Source organism: Metapseudomonas resinovorans DSM 21078, from assembly GCF_000423545.1.
GTDB classification, from domain to species: Bacteria; Pseudomonadota; Gammaproteobacteria; order Pseudomonadales; family Pseudomonadaceae; genus Metapseudomonas; species Metapseudomonas resinovorans.
Map to the genome: position 1 here is coordinate 254,906 of NZ_AUIE01000001.1, position 24,778 is coordinate 279,683.

General features: G+C 63.5%; 17 protein-coding genes. 12 read left to right on the top strand and 5 right to left on the bottom strand.

What is annotated here, in order from left to right:
* Positions 1-244 precede the first annotated feature (244 nt).
* The 6 genes from G559_RS0101150 to G559_RS0101175 all read left to right on the top strand — a co-directional run bounded on the left by G559_RS0101150 (position 245) and on the right by G559_RS0101175 (position 5,490).
* A complete protein-coding gene (locus tag G559_RS0101150) occupies positions 245-1,321 on the top strand; it encodes a hypothetical protein (RefSeq protein ID WP_028626479.1) in 1,077 nt (358 codons plus the stop codon).
* Complete coding sequence (locus G559_RS0101155; RefSeq protein ID WP_028626480.1) at positions 1,321-1,743, top strand: hypothetical protein; 423 nt, start codon at positions 1,321-1,323, stop codon at positions 1,741-1,743. The genes G559_RS0101150 and G559_RS0101155 overlap by 1 nt, the downstream gene beginning before the upstream one ends.
* Before the next feature lie 305 nt (positions 1,744-2,048).
* The gene (locus G559_RS0101160; RefSeq protein WP_028626481.1) at positions 2,049-3,173 is read left to right on the top strand and encodes an MlaE family ABC transporter permease; all 1,125 of its coding nucleotides are present in this window, start codon (positions 2,049-2,051) and stop codon (positions 3,171-3,173) included.
* The gene (locus G559_RS0101165) at positions 3,170-3,958 is read left to right on the top strand and encodes an ABC transporter ATP-binding protein (RefSeq protein WP_028626482.1); all 789 of its coding nucleotides are present in this window, start codon (positions 3,170-3,172) and stop codon (positions 3,956-3,958) included. The genes G559_RS0101160 and G559_RS0101165 overlap by 4 nt, the downstream gene beginning before the upstream one ends.
* On the top strand, positions 3,959-4,876 hold the full coding sequence (locus G559_RS0101170; protein ID WP_028626483.1) for an MlaD family protein: 918 nt from the start codon (positions 3,959-3,961) through the stop codon (positions 4,874-4,876).
* Entirely contained in the window at positions 4,873-5,490 is a 618-nt protein-coding gene (locus G559_RS0101175) for an ABC-type transport auxiliary lipoprotein family protein (protein ID WP_028626484.1), read from the top strand. The genes G559_RS0101170 and G559_RS0101175 overlap by 4 nt, the downstream gene beginning before the upstream one ends.
* Here the strand turns inward: G559_RS0101175 and G559_RS0101180 are convergent.
* Complete coding sequence (locus G559_RS0101180) at positions 5,474-5,722, bottom strand: hypothetical protein (protein WP_028626485.1); 249 nt, start codon at positions 5,720-5,722, stop codon at positions 5,474-5,476. The two genes, G559_RS0101175 and G559_RS0101180, sit on opposite strands and share 17 nt — an antisense overlap.
* A 586-nt stretch (positions 5,723-6,308) precedes the next feature.
* Here G559_RS0101180 and G559_RS0101185 point away from each other — a divergent pair.
* From G559_RS0101185 to G559_RS0101200, 4 genes are all read left to right on the top strand, one after another.
* Complete coding sequence (locus G559_RS0101185; protein WP_028626486.1) at positions 6,309-16,607, top strand: peroxidase family protein; 10,299 nt, start codon at positions 6,309-6,311, stop codon at positions 16,605-16,607.
* A gap of 175 nt (positions 16,608-16,782) precedes the next feature.
* On the top strand, positions 16,783-18,126 hold the full coding sequence (locus G559_RS0101190) for a glutamine synthetase family protein (RefSeq protein WP_028626487.1): 1,344 nt from the start codon (positions 16,783-16,785) through the stop codon (positions 18,124-18,126).
* Positions 18,127-18,186: 60 nt separating this feature from the next.
* Positions 18,187-19,515 carry an MFS transporter gene (locus G559_RS0101195; RefSeq protein WP_028626488.1) on the top strand — a complete coding sequence of 443 codons (1,329 nt, stop codon included), beginning with the start codon at positions 18,187-18,189 and terminating at the stop codon, positions 19,513-19,515.
* A 99-nt stretch (positions 19,516-19,614) separates the two neighbouring features.
* Positions 19,615-20,235 carry a TIGR04282 family arsenosugar biosynthesis glycosyltransferase gene (locus G559_RS0101200; protein ID WP_028626489.1) on the top strand — a complete coding sequence of 207 codons (621 nt, stop codon included), beginning with the start codon at positions 19,615-19,617 and terminating at the stop codon, positions 20,233-20,235.
* Between the two features lie 68 nt (positions 20,236-20,303).
* On the opposite strand, the gene G559_RS0101205 is transcribed toward G559_RS0101200, so the two are convergent.
* The 4 genes from G559_RS0101205 to flgA form a co-directional block, all read right to left on the bottom strand.
* Positions 20,304-21,053: a flagellar brake protein gene (locus G559_RS0101205; protein ID WP_028626490.1), complete on the bottom strand. Its 750-nt coding sequence runs from the start codon at positions 21,051-21,053 to the stop codon at positions 20,304-20,306.
* Positions 21,054-21,143: 90 nt separating this feature from the next.
* Entirely contained in the window at positions 21,144-21,611 is a 468-nt protein-coding gene (locus tag G559_RS0101210; RefSeq protein ID WP_028626491.1) for a flagella synthesis protein FlgN, read from the bottom strand.
* A 47-nt stretch (positions 21,612-21,658) separates the two neighbouring features.
* The gene (gene flgM / locus G559_RS0101215) at positions 21,659-21,997 is read right to left on the bottom strand and encodes a flagellar biosynthesis anti-sigma factor FlgM (protein WP_028626492.1); all 339 of its coding nucleotides are present in this window, start codon (positions 21,995-21,997) and stop codon (positions 21,659-21,661) included.
* A gap of 129 nt (positions 21,998-22,126) precedes the next feature.
* Complete coding sequence (gene flgA / locus G559_RS0101220) at positions 22,127-22,888, bottom strand: flagellar basal body P-ring formation chaperone FlgA (RefSeq protein ID WP_036996712.1); 762 nt, start codon at positions 22,886-22,888, stop codon at positions 22,127-22,129.
* A 76-nt stretch (positions 22,889-22,964) separates the two neighbouring features.
* On the opposite strand from flgA, the gene G559_RS0101225 reads away from it, so the two are divergent.
* Both G559_RS0101225 and cheR read left to right on the top strand, forming a co-directional pair.
* A complete protein-coding gene (locus G559_RS0101225) occupies positions 22,965-23,897 on the top strand; it encodes a chemotaxis protein CheV (protein ID WP_028626494.1) in 933 nt (310 codons plus the stop codon).
* Positions 23,898-23,942: 45 nt separating this feature from the next.
* The gene (gene cheR / locus G559_RS0101230) at positions 23,943-24,770 is read left to right on the top strand and encodes a protein-glutamate O-methyltransferase CheR (RefSeq protein WP_028626495.1); all 828 of its coding nucleotides are present in this window, start codon (positions 23,943-23,945) and stop codon (positions 24,768-24,770) included.
* The last annotated feature ends 8 nt before the right edge of the window (positions 24,771-24,778 follow it).

Below are 24,778 nucleotides of genomic sequence, written 5' to 3' on the forward strand. Positions count from 1 at the left end.
ATCAATAGTGCTCATTGCCGGCGAAGCTTCCGACGCCACGCAGAAGGCGCCAGAGGTGGGCTTTTGCTCGTCCGGGGCGCGGGAGGTCAGGCGCTGGAGCCTGCTGACAGAAAATGAGGATTGGTAATTTTCATTTCCGCTTCTTCTTCCCAAGAATCCGGCCGTCCCGAGGTCGATGACCCGAGGGAGGCTGCGGCCTTCCGGGAACAGCCGGGGCCAGTCTTGCTACGAGAAGAGGCGTTGAATGAAGTTTGTACCTGTCATCCGGCTGATGTGCTGGACCGCGTGCTCGGTCCTTGTCGCCCTGTCCTTCGGGGTCATGCGCAGTTCCGTCATCGGTGGGCTATTGATGCTCTGCGGTGCGGTCTGGTTGTGCCCCGCGTCCTGGCGAGCGATCGAGAGCCTTTCCGGGCGAAAGGGCAGCGGCGTCGCCGTGGCCATCCTGGCCGTGCCGCTGTTTCTGCTTGGCATGCACATCGCCACCACCGCGCGGGACCTGGGCAAGGCCTCCGCGCCCTTGCGCTATTTCTCTGGCGGGGAGGAACTACCTCGCCAGGATGCCGCCAACCGTCCCGACGTCGACCCGGGTGCGCTGAACTTCTTCCGTCACATCATGGAGCAGGACTACCTGGTGGCCCTGGCTGGCGGGAAGTCGGCACTGAACAAGCTGTCGATGGTCAATCCGGTGGAGCGCATGCCCAGTTCGAAACTGGCGCGTTTCTATGAAGGGGACGAGGCGGTCGCTGACCCATTCTTCAAGGGCCGCAAACTCATCGTGACGGGCGAGATTCTGGCGGTGCGGGTCGACTACGCCGATGACGTGATCCTGGAGCTTCCGGGCGCCAGCGATATGTTCAACGTGCAGGCCGAACTCCATAGCGACCCGAGCAAGTACGCCAAGCCGGTAGTCGAGGGGAATTACGCGGAACTGTACTGCACCGTGTACGGCAAGGGCACTGAGGACAGCGCCAGCAACCTCTATCTGGAAGATTGCACCGAAGTCGACTTCACCCTCGACGCCGAGGCCTATGCCGACAACCTGACCGAAGCGCTGAGCGGCTGGCTGAACAGTGGTGGCAGGCATATTTTCCCCAACGACAATGCGGCCACCTATTTCCTGGTTTCCTATCTGGCGGGCACTCAGTTGCCGCCAGACAATCCCTGCCTGCGTAAAGACGCCCCGCTGGAGGATTGCGTGAGCTCGCTGGACAAGCTGCAAGCCGGCGCGCTGTTCGAGAAGGCGCGTGGCGACCTGCGCCGCTGGCAGGAGTGGCTCGGGCTGCCAATGCCGGAAGGCAACGGCCAGTTGAGCAGCCGCTGATGAGACCTTCCTTCCAGGCCCTGGCGCTCTGTTGCCTGCTCGGGCTGGCTGCAACCGGGCCGGTGCAGGCCGCGGATGTGCATCTGCGCAGCCATTGGCTTCAACCGATCGACGACGAAGACAGCCTGGTCGGTGTGCTGAGCCGCGACGAGGCGGGGGACGCAGTGGCAGCCGAACTTTACCTGGAGGCCTATAGCGACGGGATTCCCGTCGGTGAGGAGGTGCATCGCTTCGCACTACCGGAAACGGTGCGGCTGTTCGCCATCCCACTGGAAGAGGACGTCGACTGCTATCGGGTCGTGGGCATCGTTGGCCTGGACGCCGAGGGTGACCCCCTCAGCGCCGACGATGATTCGCCGCCTGCCGAGGGTGAATGCCACGCCCCCGGCCTGTTGCCGGTCGAAGCCTTGCGGCCGAGCTGAACCCACAGGCCGGCCATTGCGATCTGGCCAATTGCGGGCGCTGCGTGTCGGGGCAAGGGCTATGCTTTGAGGCTTGGCGGTCAGACGGGCCTTCCCGCAGCCGGAGGGCCGCGTTTGGCCGCTTCGAGCGGGGGCGCTGCTCACCGGGGGAAATGACCTGGAGCAAGAGCGGCACCGACCGCCAACGATACGATTTCAGCGCAGTAGCGACCTCAGGGAGAGCGTGTTGTGTTGCTGAAGCAGATGGTTTGTTGCCTGGCTGTTGCCGCTGCAGCAGTCGGGGTAGATCGGGGAGGCGCAGTGCCATGAGCGGGGCGCCTTCCATTGACGTTCACTCATCGGGCCTGAGCATCGCCGGGGACTGGACCCTCGCCCACTTTGGCGAGTTGCGCGGCCGGGTAGCCGCCCTGCGCGACACGCTGCTGCCCGGACAATCGGTGAACCTCGACGGACTCGGCAGCCTGGACACCGCCGGTGCTGCCCTGCTGGTGGAGTTGCTCGGCAACGCGCGCATGGCGGACCTGGATCGCCTGGCCCCGCACCTGCCCAGCGAGCGTCGGGCCTTGTTGCAGGCCGTGGCTGCAGCCATGGCCGGGGACGGTGAGGTGTCCTCACCCCCCAGGCAGTCGGCCCTGGTGGAACTGCTCGGACGTATCGGTGCCGCGATGCAGGGGCTCTGGGAGCAGAGCCTGGCGTTGCTCGGCTTCATCGGCCTGACGCTTTCTTCCATGTTCGCCATCCTCTTGCGGCCGCGCCGCTGGCGGGTTACCTCGCTGGTGGCACATCTGGAGCAGAGTGGCCTGGATGCGGTGCCCATCGTCGCGCTGCTGACCTTCCTGGTCGGCGCGGTTGTCGCCTTCCTCGGTGCCACGATCCTTTCGGACTTCGGGGCCACCATCTATACGGTCAACCTGGTGGCCTTTTCCTTCCTGCGTGAGTTCGGCGTGTTGCTCACCGCCATTCTCATGGCTGGCCGCACGGCCAGCGCCTTCACCGCGCAGATCGGTTCGATGAAAGCCAACGAGGAGATCGATGCCATCCGCACCCTGGGCCTGAGCCCGGTGGAACTGCTGGTTCTGCCACGGGTGTTCGCCCTGCTGATCGCGCTGCCACTGCTGACTTTCATTGCCATGCTCAGCGGCATGGTCGGCGGTGCGGTGGTCTGCGCCCTGGCTCTGGATATCTCGCCTTCGATGTACCTGTCGCTGCTGCAGGAGAATATCGAGCTGCGGCATTTCCTGGTGGGCATGGGCAAGGCGCCGTTGTTCGCATTCCTGATTGCGGTGATCGGTTGCCTGGAGGGCTTCAAGGTCACGGGCAGCGCCCAGTCGGTGGGTGAGCGCACCACGTCCAGCGTGGTGCAGTCGATTTTCGTGGTCATTGTGTTGGACGCGGTGGCTGCGCTGTTCCTGATGGAGATGGGCTGGTGACGGGAGAATCCATCATCGAGGTGCGCGGCCTGCGCAACCAGTTCGGCGCCCAGGTGGTGCATGAAGACCTCAATCTGGACCTGCTGCGCGGCGAGATACTTGGCGTCGTGGGCGGCTCGGGCACGGGCAAGTCGGTGTTGTTGCGCTGCATCCTCGGCTTGCGTCGGGCCAACGTCGGCACGGTGCGGGTGTTCGGCGAAGAATTGCTGGCGTTGCCGGCCGAGCGCCGCTCGCAGCTGGAGCGCCGCTTCGGGGTGCTCTACCAGCGCGGGGCGCTGTTTTCGTCGTTGACGGTGGTCGAGAACATCGCCCTGCCGCTGATCGAACACGCCCGTCTCGACAGGGCGGACGCCGAGGCCCTGGCCAGGGTCAAACTGGCACTGGTGGGGCTGCCGGCCGATGCCGGTGGCAAATATCCCACCGAGCTGTCCGGTGGCATGGTCAAGCGCGCTGCCCTGGCGCGCGCCCTGGCGCTGGACCCGGACATCCTGTTTCTCGACGAACCCACGGCGGGGCTCGATCCGATCGGTGCGGCGGCCTTCGACCAACTGATCCGAACCCTGCGCGATGCCTTGGGGCTCAGCGTGTTCCTGGTCACCCATGACCTGGACAGCCTCTACAGCCTGTGCGACCGGGTCGCGGTACTGGCGCAGAAACAGGTGCTGGTGGCCGACCGCCTGGAAGTAGTCGCCGCCAATGAGGACCCCTGGGTCCGCGAATATTTCCACGGACCGCGCGGGCGTGCGGCCGAGCAGGCGGCAATGCGCGCGCCGGGGAGTCCATGAATGGAAACACGAGCCCATCACGTTCTGATCGGTCTGTTCACCGTGCTGGTCGTCGGCGCGGCAATGCTCTTCGCCCTCTGGCTGAACAGGGCCGGCTCCGAAAGCCAGTTGCAGGAGTACGAGGTGATCTTCACCGAAGCGGTCAGCGGCCTGTCCCAGGGCAGTGCGGTGCAGTACAGCGGCATCAAGGTCGGTGACGTGGCGCAGTTGCGCCTGGATCCGAAGGACCCGCGCAAGGTGATGGCGCGCATTCGTATCGTTGGCGCCACGCCGATCAAGGAGAACACGCGGGCGCGGCTGTCCATCACCGGCGTCACCGGCACCGCGGTGATCCAGCTGCACGGCGGTACGCCGTCCAGCCCGCTGCTCAAGGGCAAGGGTGGTAAGTTGCCGGTGATAATCGCCGATCCATCGCCCATCGCCCGGTTGATGGCAGGCGGGGAAGACGTGATGCTCAGCGTCACCCGATTGCTGGAGCAGGCCAATAAGCTGTTCTCCAGCAAGAACGTCGAGCACGTGTCCCAGACACTGGCCCATCTCGAACAGACCACCGCCAGCATCGCTGAGCAGCGGGATGAGCTGCGCCGGACCCTGGAGCAGGTGAATACCGCTACGAGCGAAGCCAGTACGCTATTGCGCACCGCCAATAACCTGCTGGATGGCGATGGTCGGCAGGCCTTCGCTAGCGCAGAGCGGCTGCTGGCCTCCCTGGAACGCAGCAGCCGCAGTATCGAGCAACTGCTGGATGGCAACCGCCAATCCCTCGATGGCGGCATGAAGAGCATTGGCGAACTGGGCCCGGCCATCGGCCAGTTGCGCGACACCCTGGAATCGCTGCGCAACTTCTCCCGGCGCCTCGAAGAAGACCCGGGCGGCTATTTGCTGCGCAGCGACAGCATCAAGGAGTTCCGACCATGAAGCCTCTGTTTCCCCTGGCGTTCCTGTTGCTGCTGGGTGCGTGTTCCATTTTGCCCAAGGGTGAGGAGCTGGTGGTCTACCAGTTGCCTGCCAGCAGCGCCGCGCCCATGAACGGGCGGACGGTGGATTGGGCCTTGCAGGTCAACAAACCCCTGGCCAGCCCGCTGCTGGACAGCACGCGCATCGCTGTATTGCCGGAAGGCGACCGCATCAGTGCCTATCAGGGCGTGCGCTGGGAGGACCGTGGCACGCTGTTGCTGCGTGATCGCCTGATCGATGCCTTTCGCAATGACGGTCGCATCGGTGCGGTGAGCAGCGACGATAGCCGGTTGGACACCGACCTGGTGCTGGCGGGCGATCTGCGCGCCTTCCAGGGGGAGTACCGGGCGGGGAGGGTCGAGGTGCATATCCTGCTGGAAGCGCGCCTGGTGCAAAGCGGCAACCGGCGCATGCTCGCCAGCCAACGCTTCGAAGTGCGTGAGACGGCCAGCGACAAGGCACCGGCTCAGGTGGTGGCGGCCTTCGGCCAGGCCGCCGACCGGCTTGCGGCCCAGGTTCTGGACTGGACGCTGGCCCAGGGCGCACGCAGTGCCGCGCTCAGCGCGCGGGACTGAGGTCGATCAGCGGGTCGCTCCGCCATGGGGCGGACGGCACATCGTTGGCGAACTTCATCTGTTCGACCTGCGTATGGCAGCCGTGCGCCAGCAACAACCTCCGAGGCATTCCCAATGGGGCAATCAGGCAAAAAAGCACGGCTTTTTGATTCATAAAATCGCCGACTTTGCAAGATTGCGCCGGGGTCCTCCGGGCGGTGGCAAACACCGGATTAACGGGTGGTGTCTCCATCGAAGGCTCTAGAACGGGTGTTATGGCGTGGTGCACGGGTCCTCTATGTGGGCAAGGAGGCCCCCGAAGTGCCACGCATTCTCTTCTTTGTAAGAAGTTATTTCACTGAAAATTAATTATAAAACAATTAGTTAATGTGATTTTTTGCTGAAAAGTGACCAGGATGACGGTCGCTTGACAGTGTTTTTGGCCGAATCTTTAGTCAGGTATGTAAGAAATTGTTTCGAATTGCGGGCAGCTGCATCGTGAGGGCGCTGCAGCCTTAGCCGGGAAACAATAAAAGCTAGGGAGAACGTCATGAGCCTTGCATCGCGCGACCTGTTCCAGTGGGCGATCTCGCCCATTTCCTTGCACCTTTCCGAATACCACGGTCCGCCGGGTCGATGACCCCGGCGCCGGCACCCGATTGCCGGCACCGTCAGGGATAGAACCTCCTGCTGAAGAGCATGACTCGCGCTGCCACCAGCGTCGCTTCGAGGTAGGCGTCATCTAATCCCCCAAATCCCGAATCAAGTCGAAAGCGTGGAGCCCTGTCCTTGCTGCCATGGCGCACGCCCCTACGCAGTCGGAATTGAGGAATCAGCAAATGGCCAATTTCAACCTCGCAGACCTGGATTTCATCCTCCAGCAGATTCTTATCTCTGAAGCTCACGCCAATGGGGAGGAGCTCCGTGATCTTCTGCCCAACGTGCAGGTGCCTTTCGGTCTGCGCACCATCGATGGCTCGTTCAACAACCTGTTCTTAGGGCAAACCGAGTTTGGCGCTGCAGATAACGTCTTCCCGCGCTTGCTGGATCCTGTGTTCCAGCCCGCAGAGTTGGGAACCTCCTACGCGCAGACAACCGGGACTGTGATCGACTCCCAGCCGCGCACCATAAGCAACCTGATCGTCGACCAGACCGCGAACAACCCGGCGGCGGTCGCCGCTGCTGCACAGACTCCCGGTTCGGCCACGGTGGCCAGCCCCGGTCTGGATGGTCTGTTCGGTACCGCCGATGACGTACAGACGCAGTTCATCCCGAATATCTCCCCGGATGAAGGGCTGTCCGCGCCATTCAACGCCTGGATGACCTTCTTCGGTCAGTTCTTCGACCACGGCCTGGATCTGGTCACCAAGGGCGGCAATGACATCGTTTTCATTCCGCTGCAGCCGGACGACCCGCTCTTCGTACCGGGCAGCCCGACCAACTTCATGGTCATCACCCGCGCCACCATGTTGCCGGGTGCAGATGGGATCCTGGGTACTGCCGACGATATCCATGAGCAACAGAACACCACGTCGCCCTTCGTCGACCAGAACCAGACCTACAGCTCGCATCCGTCGCACCAGGTGTTCCTGCGTGCCTACGAGATCGGTGCCGATGGGCAGCCGCATGCCACCGGCAAGCTGATCACCAACCGCGCCCTCGGGGCGGACGGCGAGTTCGGCACCGCCGACGACGTGGAAATCGGCGGCATGGCGACCTGGGCGGTGGTCAAGGCCCAGGCCCGTGACATCCTCGGCATCGACCTGACCGACGCGAACGTGTTCGATGTGCCGCTGCTGGCCACCGATGCCTACGGCAACTTCATCAAGGGGCCGAACGGGTTCCCGCAGGTGGTGATGAAAGGTGCGGATGGATTGGCTGGCACCGCTGACGATGTCCTGGTGGAAGGCAACCCGCTGGCCCCCATCAGCCTGGCCAACGCGGTCGGCACCGGTCACCAGTTCCTCATCGACATTGCCCACAGCGCCGATCCCAGCGGCGGCCTGACGGCGGACGCCGACGGCATCGTCAACGTCGGTACCACGCCCGCAGCCGGGACCTACGACAATGAGCTGCTGGACGCCCACTACATCGCCGGTGATGGCCGGGTCAACGAGAACATCGGCCTGACCACCGTGCACCACGTGTTCCACTCCGAGCACAACCGGCTGGTGGAGCAGACCAAGGACACCCTGCTGGCCTCCGGCAACCTGGCCGAGCTGACGCCCTGGCTGATGCCGGGTACGGCCCCTGTCGCGTTCCCAACCACCCAGGCACAGATCGATGCCTTGCAATGGAACGGCGAGCGGTTGTTCCAGGCCGCCAAGTTCGGCACCGAGATGCAATACCAGCACCTGGTGTTCGAAGAGTTCGCTCGCACCATCCAGCCCCAGGTGGACGGGTTCCTCGCGCCGAGTGGCTATGACACCACCATCGATCCGTCGATCGTCGCCGAGTTCGCCCATACGGTTTACCGCTTCGGCCACTCGATGCTGACCGAAACCATCGACCGCCTGGACCCGAGCTTCAACCCGGTCACCGCCGACCCGTTGCACCCCACTGCCGACCAGCAGATCGGCCTGATCGCGGCCTTCCTCAACCCCCTGGCCTTCGCCGCCAGTGGACCGAGCGCCGAAGAGGCCGCAGGGGCCATCGTGCGTGGCGTGACCCGTACCGTGGGCAACGAGATCGATGAGTTCGTCACCGAGGCGCTGCGCAACAACCTGGTGGGCCTGCCGCTGGACCTGGCGGCGATCAACATCGCCCGTGGCCGCGACACCGGTATCCCCTCGCTGAATGCCGCGCGTCGCGAGTTCTTCCGCATGACTGGCGACGAGCAGCTGAACCCCTATTCCAGCTGGGTGGACTTCCTCGACCATCTCAAGCACCCGGAATCGTTGATCAACTTCATCGCCGCCTATGGCACCCACTCCAGCATCACCGGTGCCAGCACCCTGGCGGCCAAGCGTACCGCTGCAACTCTGCTGGTGCTGGGCGGCGCTGGTGAGCCGGCTGATCGCCTGGACTTCCTGCACAGCACCGGGACTTGGGCGAGCGGACCGGATGGTGTCACCACGACCGGCCTGGATCTGGTGGACTTCTGGATCGGCGGCCTGGCCGAAGAGAAGATGCCGTTTGGCGGCATGCTCGGCTCGACCTTCAACTTTGTCTTCGAGACGCAGCTGGAGGCGCTGCAGGACGGTGACCGCTTCTACTACCTGTCGCGTACCGCGGGGATGCACTTTGGCACCGAGCTGGAGAACAACTCCTTTGCCAAGCTGGTGATGCTCAACACCGACGTCACTCACCTGTCCAATGCGATCTTCTCTACCCCGACCTGGACCCTGGAAGTCAACCAGGCTATCCAGCACACGGGGTTGGGCGTTGGTGGCCGTGATGACCCCACCGGCGGCATCCTCATCAACGGCGTGGAAGTCACTCCGCTGGTGATCCGTGACGACCCCAACACCGCGGCCGTGGAAACCAACTACTTGCGCTACACCGGTCCGGACCACGTCGTGCTCGGCGGTACGGCTGGCGATGACACCATCATTTCCAGCGAGGGCGACGACACCCTCTACGGTGATGGCGGCAATGACGTGCTCGAAGGTGGCTATGGCAACGACACGGTCATGGGCGGGGCCGGCGACGACATCATCACGGACGCCGGCGGCGACAACCGCATGGAAGGTGGTGACGGCAATGACGTGATCCATGTTGGCAGCATGATGGCCGGAGGCGTTGGCAATCTGATCCTCGGTGGCAGCGGCAAGGACTTCATCGTCACCATCGAGGACCTGTCCACCACCTTCGGTGGCCAGGGCGACGACTTCATCTACAGCGCCAAGACCAGCCTGCCGCCCACCGGCAACGAGGGCGACGACTGGATCGAGTGGGGCACCCAGGACGGCGCGCCCGGCGACAATTTCGCCCCCTTGCTGGCTGACAACGTGATCGGCCACGACGTCTTCATCGGCGGTGGCGGCTTCGACGAGATGATCGGGGAGGGCGGCGACGACATCTTCGTGGGCAGCGATGCCCAGGACAAGATGGATGGCATGTCCGGCTATGACTGGGTCACCTACAAGAACGACAACATCGGTGTCACCGTTGACCTGGCCCTGGCGGCCTTCCTCGGCATCGGTGAGGTGGGCGACCACATTGCCTTCCCCGTAGCGCAGTCGCCGGCCTCCATCTTCGACCGTTTCGCCGAAGTGGAAGGCCTGTCCGGTTCTGACTTCGCCGACATCCTGCGCGGCGACGACGTGGACCCGACCACCATCATCAACCATGGTGGCGCCACCGGCGGTGCGCTGACCAACCTGGACCTGATCACCGGCCTGCGGGCCTTCCTCGGCGATCAGGCCTCGGTGGGTGCGGACGCCATTCTCGGTACCGGGGATGACTTGGTCGACACCTTCGTCGGCGGCAATATCATCCTCGGCGGCGGTGGCAGCGACATCATCGAGGGCCGCGGCGGCAACGACCTGATCGATGGCGACCTGTGGCTGAACGTGCGCATCAGCGTGCGCCAGAACCTCGACGGCACGGGTCCCGAGATCGCCACGTTCGACAGCATGGTGGATCTGATTCCGCTGATGCTGAACCGCACCTACAACCCCGGCCAACTGGTGGCGGTGCGTGAACTGCTCAATGGCGGTGCGGACTTCGATACCGCCAACTACCAAGGCCTGGCAAGTGACTATTCGGTGGTGGCCAACGCCGACGGCTCCTTCACCGTGACCGATTCGGTGGCAGGGCGTGATGGCATCGACCGACTGACCAACATCGAGCGCATCCGGTTCTCCGATGACACCCAGGTGCTGGTGCCGGGACTCAATGCAGAGCCGACGGGCTCCCTGACCATCACCGATACCAATGGTGGATCGCTGCAGGTCGGTGACTTCCTCAGCGTGTCCGCGGCCGGCGTCAACGACGCTGACAACCCCGGCGGCGGCATCACTGACGTCACCTACGTCTGGCAGGTGGAACGCAATCCCGGCACCGGTGTGTTCGAGGACATCATCGCCGCTCCTGCGGGCGACCTGGCCTTCCAGAGTGCCAACGGCATCCGCTTCCGCATCACTCCGGACCTGGCCGGTCTGGTAATCCGGGTGAAAGGCGTTTACGCCGATGCTGATGGGGTGACCGAGCAGGTGTTTTCCGCGCCCACCGTTGCGGTCGACCCCTTCACTCCGCCACCGCCCACCACGGCGGTCGACCCGGGGCCGGCGATCACCGCCAGCGGGGCCGGTGTGCAACTGGTCCGGGCTGACCTGGACTTCATCCTCAACCAGATCCGCATTGCCGAAGCTCACGCCAATGGTGCCGACCTGCTGTCCCTGGTGCCCAACGTGCGCGCGTCGGCCGGCCTGCGTACCGTAACCGGTGAGTTCAACAACCTGCTGAACTTCTCCGGCATCGACCAGAGCCAGTTCGGCGCCGCTGACAATGCGTTCCCGCGCCTGCTGCCGGCAGAGTTCACTGATGAGCAGGACGAGGCTGCCTTCAACGGCATCACCAACACCAACTACAACTCTTCCACCAACGTGGTGGACAGCGACCCGCGCACCATCTCCAACCTGATCGTCGACCAGACCAACAACAACCCGGCGGCGGTAGCCGCTGCGGCAGGTACCGATGGCTCCACACTGGTGACCAGCCCCGGCCTGGATGGCTTGTTCGGCACCGCTGATGACCAGCAGGTGAACTTCGTCCCCAACGTCAGCCCGGATGCCGGCCTGACCGCGCCGTTCAACGCCTGGATGACCTTCTTCGGTCAGTTCTTCGACCACGGCCTGGACCTGGTAACCAAAGGCGGTAGCGGGGCCGTGTTCATCCCGCTGCAGCCGGACGACCCGCGCTTCGTCCCCGGCAGCCCGACCAACTTCATGGTCCTCACTCGCGCCACTCAGGTAGGTGGCGTACCCGGGCAGAACGAGAACACCACCTCGCCCTTCGTCGACCAGAACCAGACCTACAGCTCGCATCCGTCGCACCAGGTGTTCCTGCGTGAATATGTCTCCACGCCGAACGGACCCAAGGCCACCGGTGATCTGATCACCAACCGCAACCTGGGGGCCGACGGCGAGTTCGGCACTGCCGATGACGTGGAGATCGGCGGCATGGCCACCTGGGCGGTGGTCAAGGCACAAGCTCGTGACGTCCTCGGGATCAACCTGACGGACGCCAATGTGTTCGATGTGCCGCTGCTGGCCACTGATGACTATGGCAACTTCATCCAGGGGCCGAACGGCTTCCCGATGGTGGTTTTCGTTGGCCCGGATGGGCTGCCGGGTACCCCTGATGACGTGCTGCTGGAAGGCAATCCGGCCGCCAACGGCGGCCTCGGGATCAGCCTGGCCGGTGCTGTCGGTACCGGGCACCAGTTCCTCATCGACATCGCCCACGCCGCCGACCCGTCGGCAGCACCAGGGCTGGTCCGCGACAACGACGGTGTGATCAACAGCCAGGCAGGTGTTCCCCAGCCGGCCGGCACCTACGACGGTGACCTGCTGGATGCGCACTACATGGCCGGTGACGGCCGGGTCAACGAGAACATCGGCCTGACCGCCGTGCACGCGATCTTCCACTCCGAGCACAACCGCCTGGTGGAACAGACCAAGAGCACGGTGCTGGCGAGCAATGACGTGGCCTTCATCAACGAGTGGCTGCTGAACCCGGTCGCTACCTTCCCGACCACTCCGGCCGAGATAGCCGCACTGCAGTGGAACGGCGAGCGGCTGTTCCAGACCGCCAAGTTCGGCACCGAGATGCAGTACCAGCACCTGGTGTTCGAAGAGTTCGCGCGGACCATCCAGCCCAACGTCGACCTGTTCTTCGCGCCGACGCAGGTCTATGACGTCAACCTCGATCCCTCGATCGTTGCCGAGTTCGCCCACACGGTTTACCGCTTCGGTCACTCGATGCTGACCGAGACGGTCGACCGCTTCGACGCCAACTTCAACCCGGTCACCGTCGATCCGCTGCACCCGACCAACGACCAGCAACTGGGCCTGATCGCCGCCTTCCTCAACCCGCTGGCCTATGCGGCCAGCGGGCTGACCCCGGAGGACGCCACCAGCGCCATCGTCCGTGGTGTGACCCGTACAGTGGGTAACGAGATCGACGAGTTTGTCACCGAGGCCCTGCGTAACAACCTGGTGGGCCTGCCACTCGACCTCGCCGCACTGAACATCGCCCGGGGCCGGGAAACGGGTGTGGCATCGCTCAACCATGCCCGTGCGCAGTTCTATGAAGCCACCGGCGACGCCAACCTGAAGCCCTACGTCAGTTGGGCGGACATGGTGATGCACCTGAAGCATCCGGAGTCGCTGATCAACTTCATCGCGGCTTACGGCACCCACCTGGATATCACCGGGGCTACCACCCTGGCCGACAAGCGTGCCGCCGCGACCGCGATTGTCCTGGGTGGCGCTACCGCCCCGGCCGACCGGCTGGACTTCCTCAATGGCACGGGTACCTGGACCGGCGTGGAAACCGGCCTGAATCTGGTGGACTTCTGGATCGGTGGCCTGGCCGAGAAGATCATGCCGTTCGGCGGCATGCTGGGCTCGACCTTCAACTTCGTGTTCGAGAACCAGCTGGAGAAACTCCAGGACGGTGACCGCTTCTACTACCTGGAGCGCACCGCCGGCCTGAACTTCAACGCCGAGCTGGAAGGCAACTCGTTCGCCAAGCTGATCATGGCCAACACCCACGCGACGCACCTGCCGGCCATCGTCTTCCTCACTCCGGGCTTCACCCTGGAGGTCAACCCGCTGCTGCAGCACACCGGCCTCAACGATGCAGGGCTCGATGGCATCCAGGGCACGCTGGACGATGTGGTGGGGGCCGACGGCATCGCCGGCAACTCCGACCCGCTGGGTGACAACCCGCTGCTGCCTCTGGTGGTTCGCGACAACCCGGCAACGCCGGGTGCCGATACCAACTACCTGCTGTACCGCGGACCCGACCATGTGGTGCTGGGCGGTAGCGCCGGCAACGACATCCTGCGCTCCAGCGAGGGTGACGACACCCTCTATGGCGACGGCGGCAACGACCGCCTCGATGGCGGCTACGGCAATGACTTCATCAATGGTGGCGACGGCGACGACATCATCACGGACGTGGGTGGCGACGACAACATCAAGGGTGACAACGGCAACGATGTGATCCAGGGCGGCAATGGCGTCAACCTGATCCTCGGTGGTTTCGGCAACGACTTCATCATCACCGGTGAAGACGCCAGTGAAGCCTTCGGTGGACAGGGCAACGACTTCATCCTGGGCTCCAAGGCCAACGAGCAGGACATGGGTAACGAAGGGGACGACTGGCTGGAAGCCGGTACCTCGGACGGCGCCCCTGGCGACAACTTCGATCCGGCCGGCAACGACCCCATCGCCGGCAACGACGTCTACGTCGGCAGAGGCGAGGGCGACAAGTTCAACGCCGAGGGCGGCGACGACATCATGGTCGGCAGCGCCGGCCTGGGCGATCGTTACATCGGTGCTTCCGGCTACGACTGGGCGACCTTCAAGAACGACTCGCGCGGCGTCACGATCGACATCAGCGACCGCTTCTTCGATCAGCCGCAACAACCGGGATCGGGCGCTTCCGTGCTGGCTCGCTTCGACTTCGTCGAAGGCCTGTCAGGCTCTGCCTTCGGTGATGTGATCAGCGGCGACGACTCCGATGCCACGACGCTGCCGACCGCTGGCGCCAAGGGCAGCGTGCTGGCCAACATCGCGCTGATCTCGGGCCTGCAGGAGTTCCTCGGCGCCGGGGTCACCTTCTTCGACGGCGGCAACATCATCCTCGGCGGCAGCGGCAGCGACATCCTCATGGGGCGCGGCGGCGATGACCTGATCGATGGCGACAAGTGGCTGAACGTGCGCATCAGCGTACGTCAGAACCTGGACGGCTCAGGACCGGAAATCACCAGCTTCAACAGCATGGCCGAGATGGTGCCGCTGATGGTCAACGGCACTTACAACCCGGGGCAGCTGGTGATCGTGCGGGAGATCCTGCAGGGCGATGCGGCGCTGGATACCGCGGCCTATCGGGGCCTTTCGTCAGAGTACGACTTCGTCACCAACCTGGACGGCTCTATGACGGTGACCGACCTGGTGGCTGGTCGCGATGGCGTTGACCGCCTCACCGGCATCGAGCGGCTGCAATTCACCGACGGGATCATCGATCTGTCGGGCACCGATGCCCTTCCGGTGGGCGCCGTGAGCATCAGCGACGGTACGCCTGAGGTTGGCTCGTTGCTGACCGCATCCCTGGCCGGTGTCACCGATGCCGACAATGCCGGTGGCACCATCACCGGTCCGGTGTCCTACTACTGGCAGGTGGAAACCGTCGCGGGCTCGGGCATCTTCGAAGACATCGTCTTCATTGCCGCCGGTGAGGCATCCCGCGCCACCGGCCAGACGTTCCGCGTCACCGAGGATCTGGCTGGCCTGGCCCTGCGGGTGATGGCCATCTACAAGGACGCCAACGGCGTGCTGGAGACTGTCCTGTCGAATGTGACGGATACGGTAGCCACCACCCAGGTCAACGATGCTGCGACTGGCGCCCCGACCATCAGTGACACCACACCGACCCAGGGTCAGGTTCTGACGGCCACGCGCGGCACCATCGCCGATCCGGACGGCACCACCACCTCGGTGTTCAGCTTCCAGTGGCAGTCCTCCGCTAACGGCACGACCTGGACCAACATCGGTGGTGCGACTGCCGCCAACTTCACGCCCGGCGCCGCACAGCTCGGGTTGATGCTGCGGGTGGTGGCGAGCTTCACGGATGACCAGGGCTTTGCCAATACGCGGGCTTCGGAGGCGACCGCCGTCATCGGCGGGACATTCAACGGCGATGCCGGAAACAACACCCTGACCGGCACCGCTGGTGACGATGTGATGAATGGCGGTGGTGGTAACGACAAACTCAATGCCGGCGCGGGCAACGATGTCATGACCGGCGGTGCGGGCAACGACACCCTCAACGGTGGTGCGGGTAACGACGCCCTTCATGGCGGAGCGGGCAACGACCAGATGGCGGGAGGGGCCGGAGATGATCTGTATGGAGTCGACAGCGCCGGGGATGTTGTGACCGAGACTGCTGGCGGCGGTAATGATGTCGTGTGGACCTCGTTGTCTACCTACACCTTGCCGGCGAACGTCGAGTTCCTGCGCTACAGCGGTACGGGACCGTTCACCGGTACCGGGAACGCCCTGGCCAACAACATCATGGGTGACGTAGGTAACGATGTGCTCAGCGGTGGCGGTGGCAATGACACGTTGGCCGGTGGCGCGGGCAATGATGGTCTCCATGGTGGGGCCGGCAACGACCGGATGGTGGGCGGCGCAGGGGACGACCTGTACGGCGTTGACAGCGCTGGAGACGTCGTGATCGAAACCACCGGCGAAGGCAATGACGTCGTGTGGACCTCGCTGTCGACCTACACCATGCCGGCGAACGTCGAGCTCCTGCGCTACGCCGGTACGGGGTCGTTCACCGCTACGGGCAATGCGCTGGCCAACAACATCGAAGGCGGAGTGGGCAACGATGTGCTCATGGGGGCGGGAGGCAACGACGTGTTGGCCGCAGGCGTGGGTAACGACGCTCTCCATGGTGGGATAGGCAATGATCGGATGGTGGGTGGCGTAGGGAACGACCTGTATGGTGTTGACAGCGCGGGAGACGTGGTGATCGAGCTGGCGGGTGGGGGCAATGATGTGGTGTGGACCTCGTTGTCGACCTACACCTTGGCGGCGAACGTCGAACACCTGCGCTACGCCGGCGTGGGACCATTCAACGGCACGGGCAACGCCCTGGCCAACAGTATTGCCGGTGGCACGGGCAATGATGTGTTGGGTGGCGGTGGCGGCAACGACGTGTTCCAGTTCGGTGCTGGCTTCGGCCAGGATCAGATCCTGGACTTCGACGCCAACCCGGCAGGTGGGCAGGACCGGATGGACATCGCCGGTCTGGGCATCACCGCGGCGACCTTCGCAGCGAACGTCAGCATCGCCGACCTGGGGGCGAATACCCAGGTCACCCTCGGGGCCAACAGCATCACCCTGGTGGGCGTGGCGGATGCCACAACCGTGACCCAGGCGGACTTCGTCCTGGCATGAGGAGGCAGCCGGAACGCTCGTAGCGGTAACCAAAAAGGGGTGAAGCACCTGGTGCTTCACCCCTTTTTCATGTCCGGAGAAATTGCCTTTCGCCCCGCTTGATATTTCGAACAGCCGGTGCGTATTTTGTACAAGCCGCCATCCAGAGCGGCTGTAGTGCACAAGGACAATAACCATGACTACCAAAGTCCGCAGCCCGTTCGCCGAGCGACTGGCCGGCGTAGAAGAGATCGAGTGCGTCACCCCCGACCTGAACGGGGTGATGCGGGGCAAGGTGATGACGGGGGAGGGTTTCCTCTCCGGGCGCCGCTTGCAGCTGGCGCGGGGTGTGCTCCTGCAGTGCATCATGGGCGGTTACCCGCCGGCCCGTTTCTATGGCAGCGACGACGGCGACCTGGCCCTGGTCGCGGAGCCTAGCCAGATCCATTGCCTGCCCTGGGCCGATCGGCCCCGCGCCTTGGCGATCTGCGATGCTCAGGAGCTGGACGGCCGACCTTCGGGGTTGTCCACGCGAGGGCTGCTGCGCAAGGTGGTGGAGCGCTATGCCGAACACGGCTGGAAGCCCGTGGTCGCCACAGAGCTGGAGTTCTTTGTCTTCGCGCCCAACCCGAATCCGACGGAGGCTTTCCAGCCGCCACTCGGGCTGGACGGACGTCGTGAGATCGGTTGTTCGGCCTTCAGCGTGTCCTCCAACAATGGCCTGAGGCCGTTCTTCGAGGAGGTCTATCGCGGCATGGAGGCCTTCGGCATGCCCCGCGATACGTTCATGCACGAGATGGGCGTCAGCCAGTTCGAGATCAACTTCCTACATGGCGACCCGCTGCTGCTCGCGGACCAGACTTTCCTGTTCAAGCATCTGCTCAAGGAGGTCGCGCTCAAGCACGGCATCCAGGTGGTCTGCATGGCCAAGCCATTGGCCCATACGCCGGGCAGTTCGATGCATATCCACCAGAGTGTGGTGACGCTCGACGACGAGGCGAACATCTTCAGCGATACCCAGGGCGAGCCCACCGCGGCCTTTGCTCACTTCATTGGTGGCCAGCAGGCGGCCATGGCGGATTTCACCGCGCTCTTCGCGCCAAACGTGAACTCCTACCAGCGGCTTTGCCACCCTTATGCGTCGCCCAACAATGCCTGCTGGTCCCACGACAACCGGGCGGCGGGCCTGCGTATTCCAGCCAGCGCGCCGGTGGCCAGAAGGGTGGAGAACCGCTTGCCCGGCGCAGACGCCAACCCTTATTTGGCCATTGCGGCCAGCCTGGCGGCCGGGCTCTACGGGATGGAGCAGCAATTGCAGCCGAGCGCGCCGATCCAGGGCGAGTTCGAGGCGCCGGACGAGTTGTTGCTGCCCTGTACCCTGCATGCTGCGATCGAGCGTCTGAAACGCAGCGATCTGGCGCGTGAACTGTTCGGCAAGGAGTTCATCGAAGGCTACATTGCTACAAAGACGATGGAGCTCAGCAGCTTCTTCGATGAGATCACGCCCTGGGAACGGCGCATCCTCGCCTCTCAGGTCTGATCGCCCAAGGGCCGTCCGATCGGGCGGCCCTCCCTGTACAAGGAGCCGCCTGGAGCGCCGATGCATCGGATCTGGAAGTCGTTTCGCGCACTGTATTTCGCCACCCTGCTCATGCTGATCGGCTCCGGCCTGCTCAGTACCTACCTGGGTCTGCGCCTGGCCGCGGACAAGGTGGACGGGCTCTGGGTCGGCGCTTTGATGGCGGCCAACTATTTCGGCCTGATCCTCGGCGGCAAGCTGGGGCATCGGCTGATCGCGCGGGTCGGGCATATCCGCGCCTACGTGGCCTGTGCCGGGGTGGTGACGGCGGCCGTACTCGGGCACGGTCTGATCGACCTCCTGCCGGCCTGGTTGTTCATGCGGATGCTGGTGGGCCTGGGGATGATGTGCCAGTACATGGTGATCGAGAGCTGGCTCACCGAGCAGGCCGATGCGAGCCAGCGTGGCCAGGTTTTTGCCGGCTACATGGTGGCGTCCTACCTCGGCCTGGTATTGGGACAACTGGTGCTGGTCCTGCACCCTGGCCTCGGGCCGGAATTGCTGATGCTGGTGGCCATGTGCTTCGCCCTGTGCCTGGTGCCGGTGGCGCTGACCCGCAAGCTGCACCCGGCGCCTCTGCATCCGGCACCGCTGGAGCCGCGCTTTTTCATCAAGCGGGTGCCGCAGTCCATGACCACCGTGCTGGTTTCTGGTCTGGTTATCGGTTCCTTCTACGGCCTGGCGCCGCTCTACGCTACGGCCCAGGGCTTGCCTATCGACCAGGTCGGCCTGTTCATGGGGAGCTGCATCCTGGCCGGGCTCCTCGTACAGTGGCCGCTGGGTTGGCTGTCGGACCGTCATGATCGCGCGGTGCTGATTCGCAGCACGGCGGCCTTGCTCGCCGTGTCTGCCTTGCCCCTGGCGATCATGCCGACGGCGCCCCTCGAGGTGCTGTTCCCGGTAGGTTTCCTGGTCTGCCTGCTGCAGTTCAGCCTGTACCCGCTCGCCGTGGCGTTCTCCAACGACCATATAGAAGCCGAGCGGCGAGTGTCGCTGACGGCGATGTTGCTGATTACCTTCGGTGTGGGGGCGAGCATCGGCCCGCTGTTGACTGGCGCGCTGATGAAGCAGTTGGGGCCCAACATGCTCTATGCGTTCGTCTGCTTCTGCGCCACGATCCTGGTGTTGCGGGTACGACCGGATGCCGTTACCGGGCTACACCGGGTCGACGAGGCGCCGCTGCACCATGTGCCGACCCCGGACAACATGATCAGTTCGCCTCTGGTGGCGGCCCTGGACCCACGGGTCGACGAGAAGGCTGTACACGACCAGATGCAGAACGGGGATATCCCCCCGCCGCCAACGGAGCCAACCGAGGAGACGTCCGCGCAACCGCAGCCGGAAAAATAGTGGCCCAACGCCACATCGCTTTTGCCCAATTATTGACCAGTGTGGCTGCCTGAGCTTCAAGTCCGAGGCCTGCCTCGGGACTTCAAGGAGGACCTGGTCATGACGTTGAGCATCTCCCTGCATCTGCTGGCCAGTGCCCAGCAGGCTGGCAAGCTCCATCCCCGACTGGTTCCGGAATTGGGGGAGGAGGGGGTGAGCCGGTTGCACAGGCAACTGGTGGCACGCGTTCTCAATCTCCCGCCCATGGGCTTCAGCGAGCGGATCTTCTGGATCGAGGATGGTCCGGACGAGGCCCTGGAAGCCCTGGCCGAGGACAATGACTGGATGGTGGTGGGCCAGCCGGTCGGTGATCTGGGGGAGCGAATGCGACGTATCGCTGCCCTGGGCCTCTCCGAGAACGATGCCGTGGTGCTTATCGGCCAGCATTGCCCGATGCTGGATGCCGATTATCTGTCAGCTGCCTGCGAGGCACTGGATCAATATCATGCGGTGCTAGGTCCGACCGAGGACGGACGCTATGTGCTGCTCGGTCTTCGCCGCATCGATCCGCGCCTGTTCGAAGCCATGCCTTGGGGCAGTGACCAGGTGCTGGCCTTGACCTGTGAGCGCCTGCAGGAGCTGGATTGGCGGCACGGACTGTTGCCTTCGCTCTGGGTGTTGGACAGCCCTGAACATCTGCCGCGCCTGGGGCGGCTGGGATTCAAGCTCGGGGTTGCCTGAGCAGGGGCGGAAGCGATTGAAGCCGGCCAGGAGCAGAGACCTGGCCGCCGGGCATGCCTGATCGATCGCTAGAAGAGTTCGTCTTTCTCGAAGCGCCGGGCTTCGCGCTGCAGCTGGTAGACGAAGCGCTCGACATTGCGTTGCACCAGGCCGCTCATCTTGTGGAAACGGATTCCAACGAAACTCATGCCGAGCTTCTCGTCGAAATGCAGGTGGCGCAGCTCGACTGGTGTGGTGACCGGGCCGATCGGCATCTTCGCACTGAAACGCTCATAGACCTGGCCGGGTTGCAGGCGGCCATTCAGGTCGCCTTCGAAGCGAAGCTTGCATCCAGTGGCCGAGATATCCAGCATCACACCCTTGACCGGTGACGACATCTTGTCGCCGTCCAATTCGACGGGAACCAGTTGGCTCTGTTTGAGGGGCGCGCGGAAAGCGTTGCGGCGCTGGTGGTAGGTCACTTCATCGGGCAGGGCGCACCAGTAGCAGCGGTCACCCTCGAACTCGCCGACGGTGGCGGGTTGCTGCGTCTCCCAGGCGATTCGCACGCCCTCATGGAAGCTTTCGACCCGGAAGGTCTCGCCGTTCTTCAGGAAGCGTTCGCCGTCGTTCGGGATCAGTTCATCCAGGGCGATCAGGCCGCGGTCGCGGTCAACGTCCACCAGATAGCTCTGGAAGCGCTGGTTACGGTCATGGAAGGTGATGATCAGCGGATCGTGGTGTTGCTGCAGCAGACGAAGGTTGGCCAGGATTTCTACCTGTGCCTTGAGCACTTTTGGGGGCTGTGGGCCGTTCTCTTCGTGGAATGGGTTGGACACGGTCCAGGTCTCTCCAAACGCAAAAGCAGGTCACGCAAAGAGTAGTGGCATCATGCCTCTATGTCTTTGTGCTTTTCTTGTAGTGTCTTGTCAGGCCTGACTGAGCGGGCGCTGCTGGCCGATTCTAGCGGCAGCCCCTCGGCTGTCATAGAGGCTAGGCGTTTCGCCGCCGCGGAGGATGCCAAGCATGCTGCTGACCGATGCCCGGTTGGCGCGGATCAGGCGGCCATTGCGCTCGTTGGATGCCTTGCAGCGCTCCAGTAGCTCGCCCAGCTCGTCACTGCGGTCGAGCAGGTCCTCGCCCAGGGGAGAGGACTCGGCGAGTTTCTGCAGTCCGGCGCGGTCAGCGCTGAGTTGAAGGCTGGCCAACAACTGGCTGCGTTGGCGGCCATGCTGGTCGAGCTGGGCGAGAAGAGGCTGCTTGTCGGCAAGCAGCTTTTCGAGGCGCGCGAGATCGCGCTCGCCCATGGCCTGGAATTCTTCGTCCATCAGCTCAAGCAAACGTTGGGCGTGGCCGATATCGTCGGTGAACAGTTGAAGCAGGTTGGTGTCGTGCATACGCGCTCTGGGGCCTAGCGTCCAAGTTCCCCAGCGCTGCCCGTGGACTAGCGCTGGGATTCGAAGTTCAGCAGCTTGCTGGCCACGCGCTTGCTGTCGACCTGGTAAGAGCCGTCGGCAATGGCCTGCTTGAGTTTTTCTACACGCTCCTTGTCCACAACGGGCAGGTCGCGCAGTTTTTCACCGGCTTTCTGCAACACCTGAGCTTCACTGCTCAGTTGCACGGATTCGCCGCTCTTGGCAGCTGGAGCCTGCTCGCCGGTAGTCTGGGTCGATGCAGTCTGGCCGCTGGTGACGGTTTCGCTCTTGCCGGCCTGGGTGCTGCCGGTACGCCCCGTGCTTGCGGGCGTGGGGCCGTTATTGAGCCGGTTGAAGTCGATAACCATGATGCTGAACCTCGGACGCTAGTTGGACGCTTACCGTTTTATCGGCCCTGTCCGGGATAACTTTAGAAAATTCTTCAGTACTGGCTGAGTTTAGGAAATCAGCCCACTTTGGCGCCAGCGGAATCATGCCTACATGTCCACTTCGACCTGGCCCGGGCGCTTGACGCGTGCCCTGATCACACGGCCGGAACTCAGGTTGCGAACCCGGATCTGTTCGCCTGGCGCACCGTTGGCCAGCGCCTCGCCGGGCATCCGGACATTGATTGCCGGACTTTGAGCGCTGATCACCACCTGATCGCCCTTGCTCACCACCTCGGCCTGCTGCAGGTGAAGCGGTGCCAGTACCTGGTCGGGGAGCAGGGTGCGGGTGGTCTTCTGGCCGACGATCTGTCCCGGATCGCTCAAGAATCCCTGGCTCAGGGTACCCACGTCGCGCTCAGCCACCGTTACATCCTGAGGCCCGATGGGTGCCCCGCGGCGCAACGGCCGGGTGACCACCACCACATCGCGATACAGCTTCACCTGGGCCGGTACGAACACGGTCCAGGGCGAACTGCCGTCACAACGGATTCGAACGGTGACGCGCCCCAGCGGCTGTGCCGGGCTTTCCAGCTGGCTCGTCAAATCCTTGTCGCACTCCGCGAGACGCAGCCGCGGATCGAGGCGGTTGACCTGGATTTCGCTGCGGCCCTGGATATTGCTCCGTTGCAGATATTCTTCGACCGCATACTCAAGAAAGCCCTCGGCCGTGCCGATAAGCACCTCAGGCGACGTCACCGTTGCACTCGACGCCGGACTGTAGCCGAGACAGCACAAAGCGGGTAAAACAGCCGCAAGCGATTTGCGGCGTTTTGCTATCAGGTGTCGGAAAAGCGTCGTCATAGCGTTCATGCAAACTGAGAAGCAAGGCTCGTGCCGCCTGCTAGTCTGATGCGGGCGTTCAATGGCTTGTAATAGGAGTCTGGTCATGGCCGGAGTTTTGGATTCGGTTAACCAGCGTACCCAACTGGTTGGGCAGAACCGCCTGGAACTGCTGCTGTTCCGTCTCGACGGATCGCAGCTCTACGGGATCAACGTGTTCAAGGTGAAGGAGGTGCTGCAGTGCCCCCGCCTCACCCTGATGCCCAAGTCCAGCCCGGTGGTACGCGGGGTCGCCAATATCCGTGGGGGTACCATTCCGATTCTCGACCTGTCCATGGCGACCGGGCGCAGAGGCCTGGATGACCTGAAGAACAGCTTCGTCATCATCACGGAATACAACACCAAGGTGCAGGGTTTCCTGGTGCGCTCGGTGGAGCGCATCGTCAACATGAACTGGGAGGAGATCCATCCGCCACCCAAGGGAACCGGGCGCGATCATTACCTGACGGCGGTTACCCGGGTCGACAAGCAATTGGTGGAAATCATCGACGTCGAGAAGATCCTCGCCGAAGTGGCCCCTACTTCCGAGGTGGTGTCCGAAGGCGTGATCGACATCGAGACCCAGAGCAAGGCCGTCAGCAAGCGGGTCCTGATCGTCGACGACTCCTCCGTTGCGCGCAAGCAGGTGGTCCGCTGCCTGGAAACCGTCGGCGTCGAGGTGAAGGCCCTGAACGACGGGCGCCAGGCCTACAACTACCTGCGTGAAATGGTGGAGGAGGGCAAGGCGCCGGATCAGGAACTGCTGATGATCGTTTCCGACATCGAGATGCCGGAGATGGACGGCTACACCCTGACGGCCGAAATCCGCAACGATCCGCGCATGCAGAAGCTGCATATCCTCCTGCATACTTCGCTTTCCGGTGTGTTCAACCAGGCGATGGTGAAGAAGGTGGGTGCGGACGACTTCCTCGCCAAGTTCAAGCCGGACGACCTGGCGGCACGGGTAGTAGAACGCATCAAGGTAACGGATGGGGGCTGATGGCTCGGCCCCCGGACATGGAAATAGATTCGTGAGGCGCCCTTAGTGTCTTCAGGTAATGTGGAGTTCGAGCAGTTCCGGGTGTTCCTGGAAAAGACCTGCGGCATTCTGCTGGGCAGCAACAAGCAGTATCTGGTTTCCAGCCGGCTGAACAAGCTGATGGAGCAGAATGGCATCAAGACCCTGGGTGAACTGACCCAGCGCATTCAGGGATTCTCCCGCGGTGGCCTGCGTGAACAGGTCATCGATGCCATGACGACCAACGAAACCCTCTGGTTTCGAGATACCTACCCCTTCGAGGTGCTGAAAAGCCGGGTGTTGCCCGAGCTGATCAAGGCCAATCCGAACCAGCCGCTGCGAATCTGGTCGGCGGCCAGCTCTTCGGGGCAGGAACCTTTCTCCATTTCCATGTCGATCGACGAGTTCGAGAAAGTCAACCTTGGCCAGCTCAAGGCGGGGGCGCGCATCGTCGCCACCGACCTGTCCAGCTCCATGCTGGCTGCCTGCAAGGCGGGGGAATATGACAGCCTGGCCATGGGCCGTGGCCTGTCACAGGAGCGCCTGACCCGCTACTTCGACCCGAAGGGGCCGGGGCGCTGGGTGGTGAAGCCGGCCATTCGCAGCCGTGTGGAGTTCCGTCCGCTGAACCTGCTGGACAGCTATGCGGCGCTGGGCAAGTTCGACATCGTTTTCTGTCGTAACGTGCTGATCTACTTCTCCGCAGACGTGAAGAAGGACATCCTCACCCGCATCCATGCCACCCTGAAGCCCGGTGGCTATCTGTTTCTCGGCGCCTCCGAGGCGCTCAACGGTTTGCCGGACCACTACCAGATGGTTCAGTGCAGTCCGGGGATCATCTACAAAGTGAAATGAACGAGGGA

What these genes read in the sequence shown, in the direction of transcription:
- G559_RS0101150 (WP_028626479.1), top strand. Translation starts at nt 245, where the DNA reads ATGAAGTTTGTACCTGTCATCCGGCTGATGTGCTGGACCGCGTGCTCG.
- G559_RS0101155 (WP_028626480.1), top strand. Translation starts at nt 1,321, where the DNA reads ATGAGACCTTCCTTCCAGGCCCTGGCGCTCTGTTGCCTGCTCGGGCTG.
- G559_RS0101160 (WP_028626481.1), top strand. Translation starts at nt 2,049, where the DNA reads ATGAGCGGGGCGCCTTCCATTGACGTTCACTCATCGGGCCTGAGCATC.
- G559_RS0101170 (WP_028626483.1), top strand. Translation starts at nt 3,959, where the DNA reads ATGGAAACACGAGCCCATCACGTTCTGATCGGTCTGTTCACCGTGCTG.
- G559_RS0101175 (WP_028626484.1), top strand. Translation starts at nt 4,873, where the DNA reads ATGAAGCCTCTGTTTCCCCTGGCGTTCCTGTTGCTGCTGGGTGCGTGT.
- G559_RS0101180 (WP_028626485.1), bottom strand. Translation starts at nt 5,722, where the DNA reads ATGGAGACACCACCCGTTAATCCGGTGTTTGCCACCGCCCGGAGGACC.
- G559_RS0101185 (WP_028626486.1), top strand. Translation starts at nt 6,309, where the DNA reads ATGGCCAATTTCAACCTCGCAGACCTGGATTTCATCCTCCAGCAGATT.
- G559_RS0101190 (WP_028626487.1), top strand. Translation starts at nt 16,783, where the DNA reads ATGACTACCAAAGTCCGCAGCCCGTTCGCCGAGCGACTGGCCGGCGTA.
- G559_RS0101195 (WP_028626488.1), top strand. Translation starts at nt 18,187, where the DNA reads ATGCATCGGATCTGGAAGTCGTTTCGCGCACTGTATTTCGCCACCCTG.
- G559_RS0101200 (WP_028626489.1), top strand. Translation starts at nt 19,615, where the DNA reads ATGACGTTGAGCATCTCCCTGCATCTGCTGGCCAGTGCCCAGCAGGCT.
- G559_RS0101210 (WP_028626491.1), bottom strand. Translation starts at nt 21,611, where the DNA reads ATGCACGACACCAACCTGCTTCAACTGTTCACCGACGATATCGGCCAC.
- flgM (WP_028626492.1), bottom strand. Translation starts at nt 21,997, where the DNA reads ATGGTTATCGACTTCAACCGGCTCAATAACGGCCCCACGCCCGCAAGC.
- flgA (WP_036996712.1), bottom strand. Translation starts at nt 22,888, where the DNA reads ATGAACGCTATGACGACGCTTTTCCGACACCTGATAGCAAAACGCCGC.
- G559_RS0101225 (WP_028626494.1), top strand. Translation starts at nt 22,965, where the DNA reads ATGGCCGGAGTTTTGGATTCGGTTAACCAGCGTACCCAACTGGTTGGG.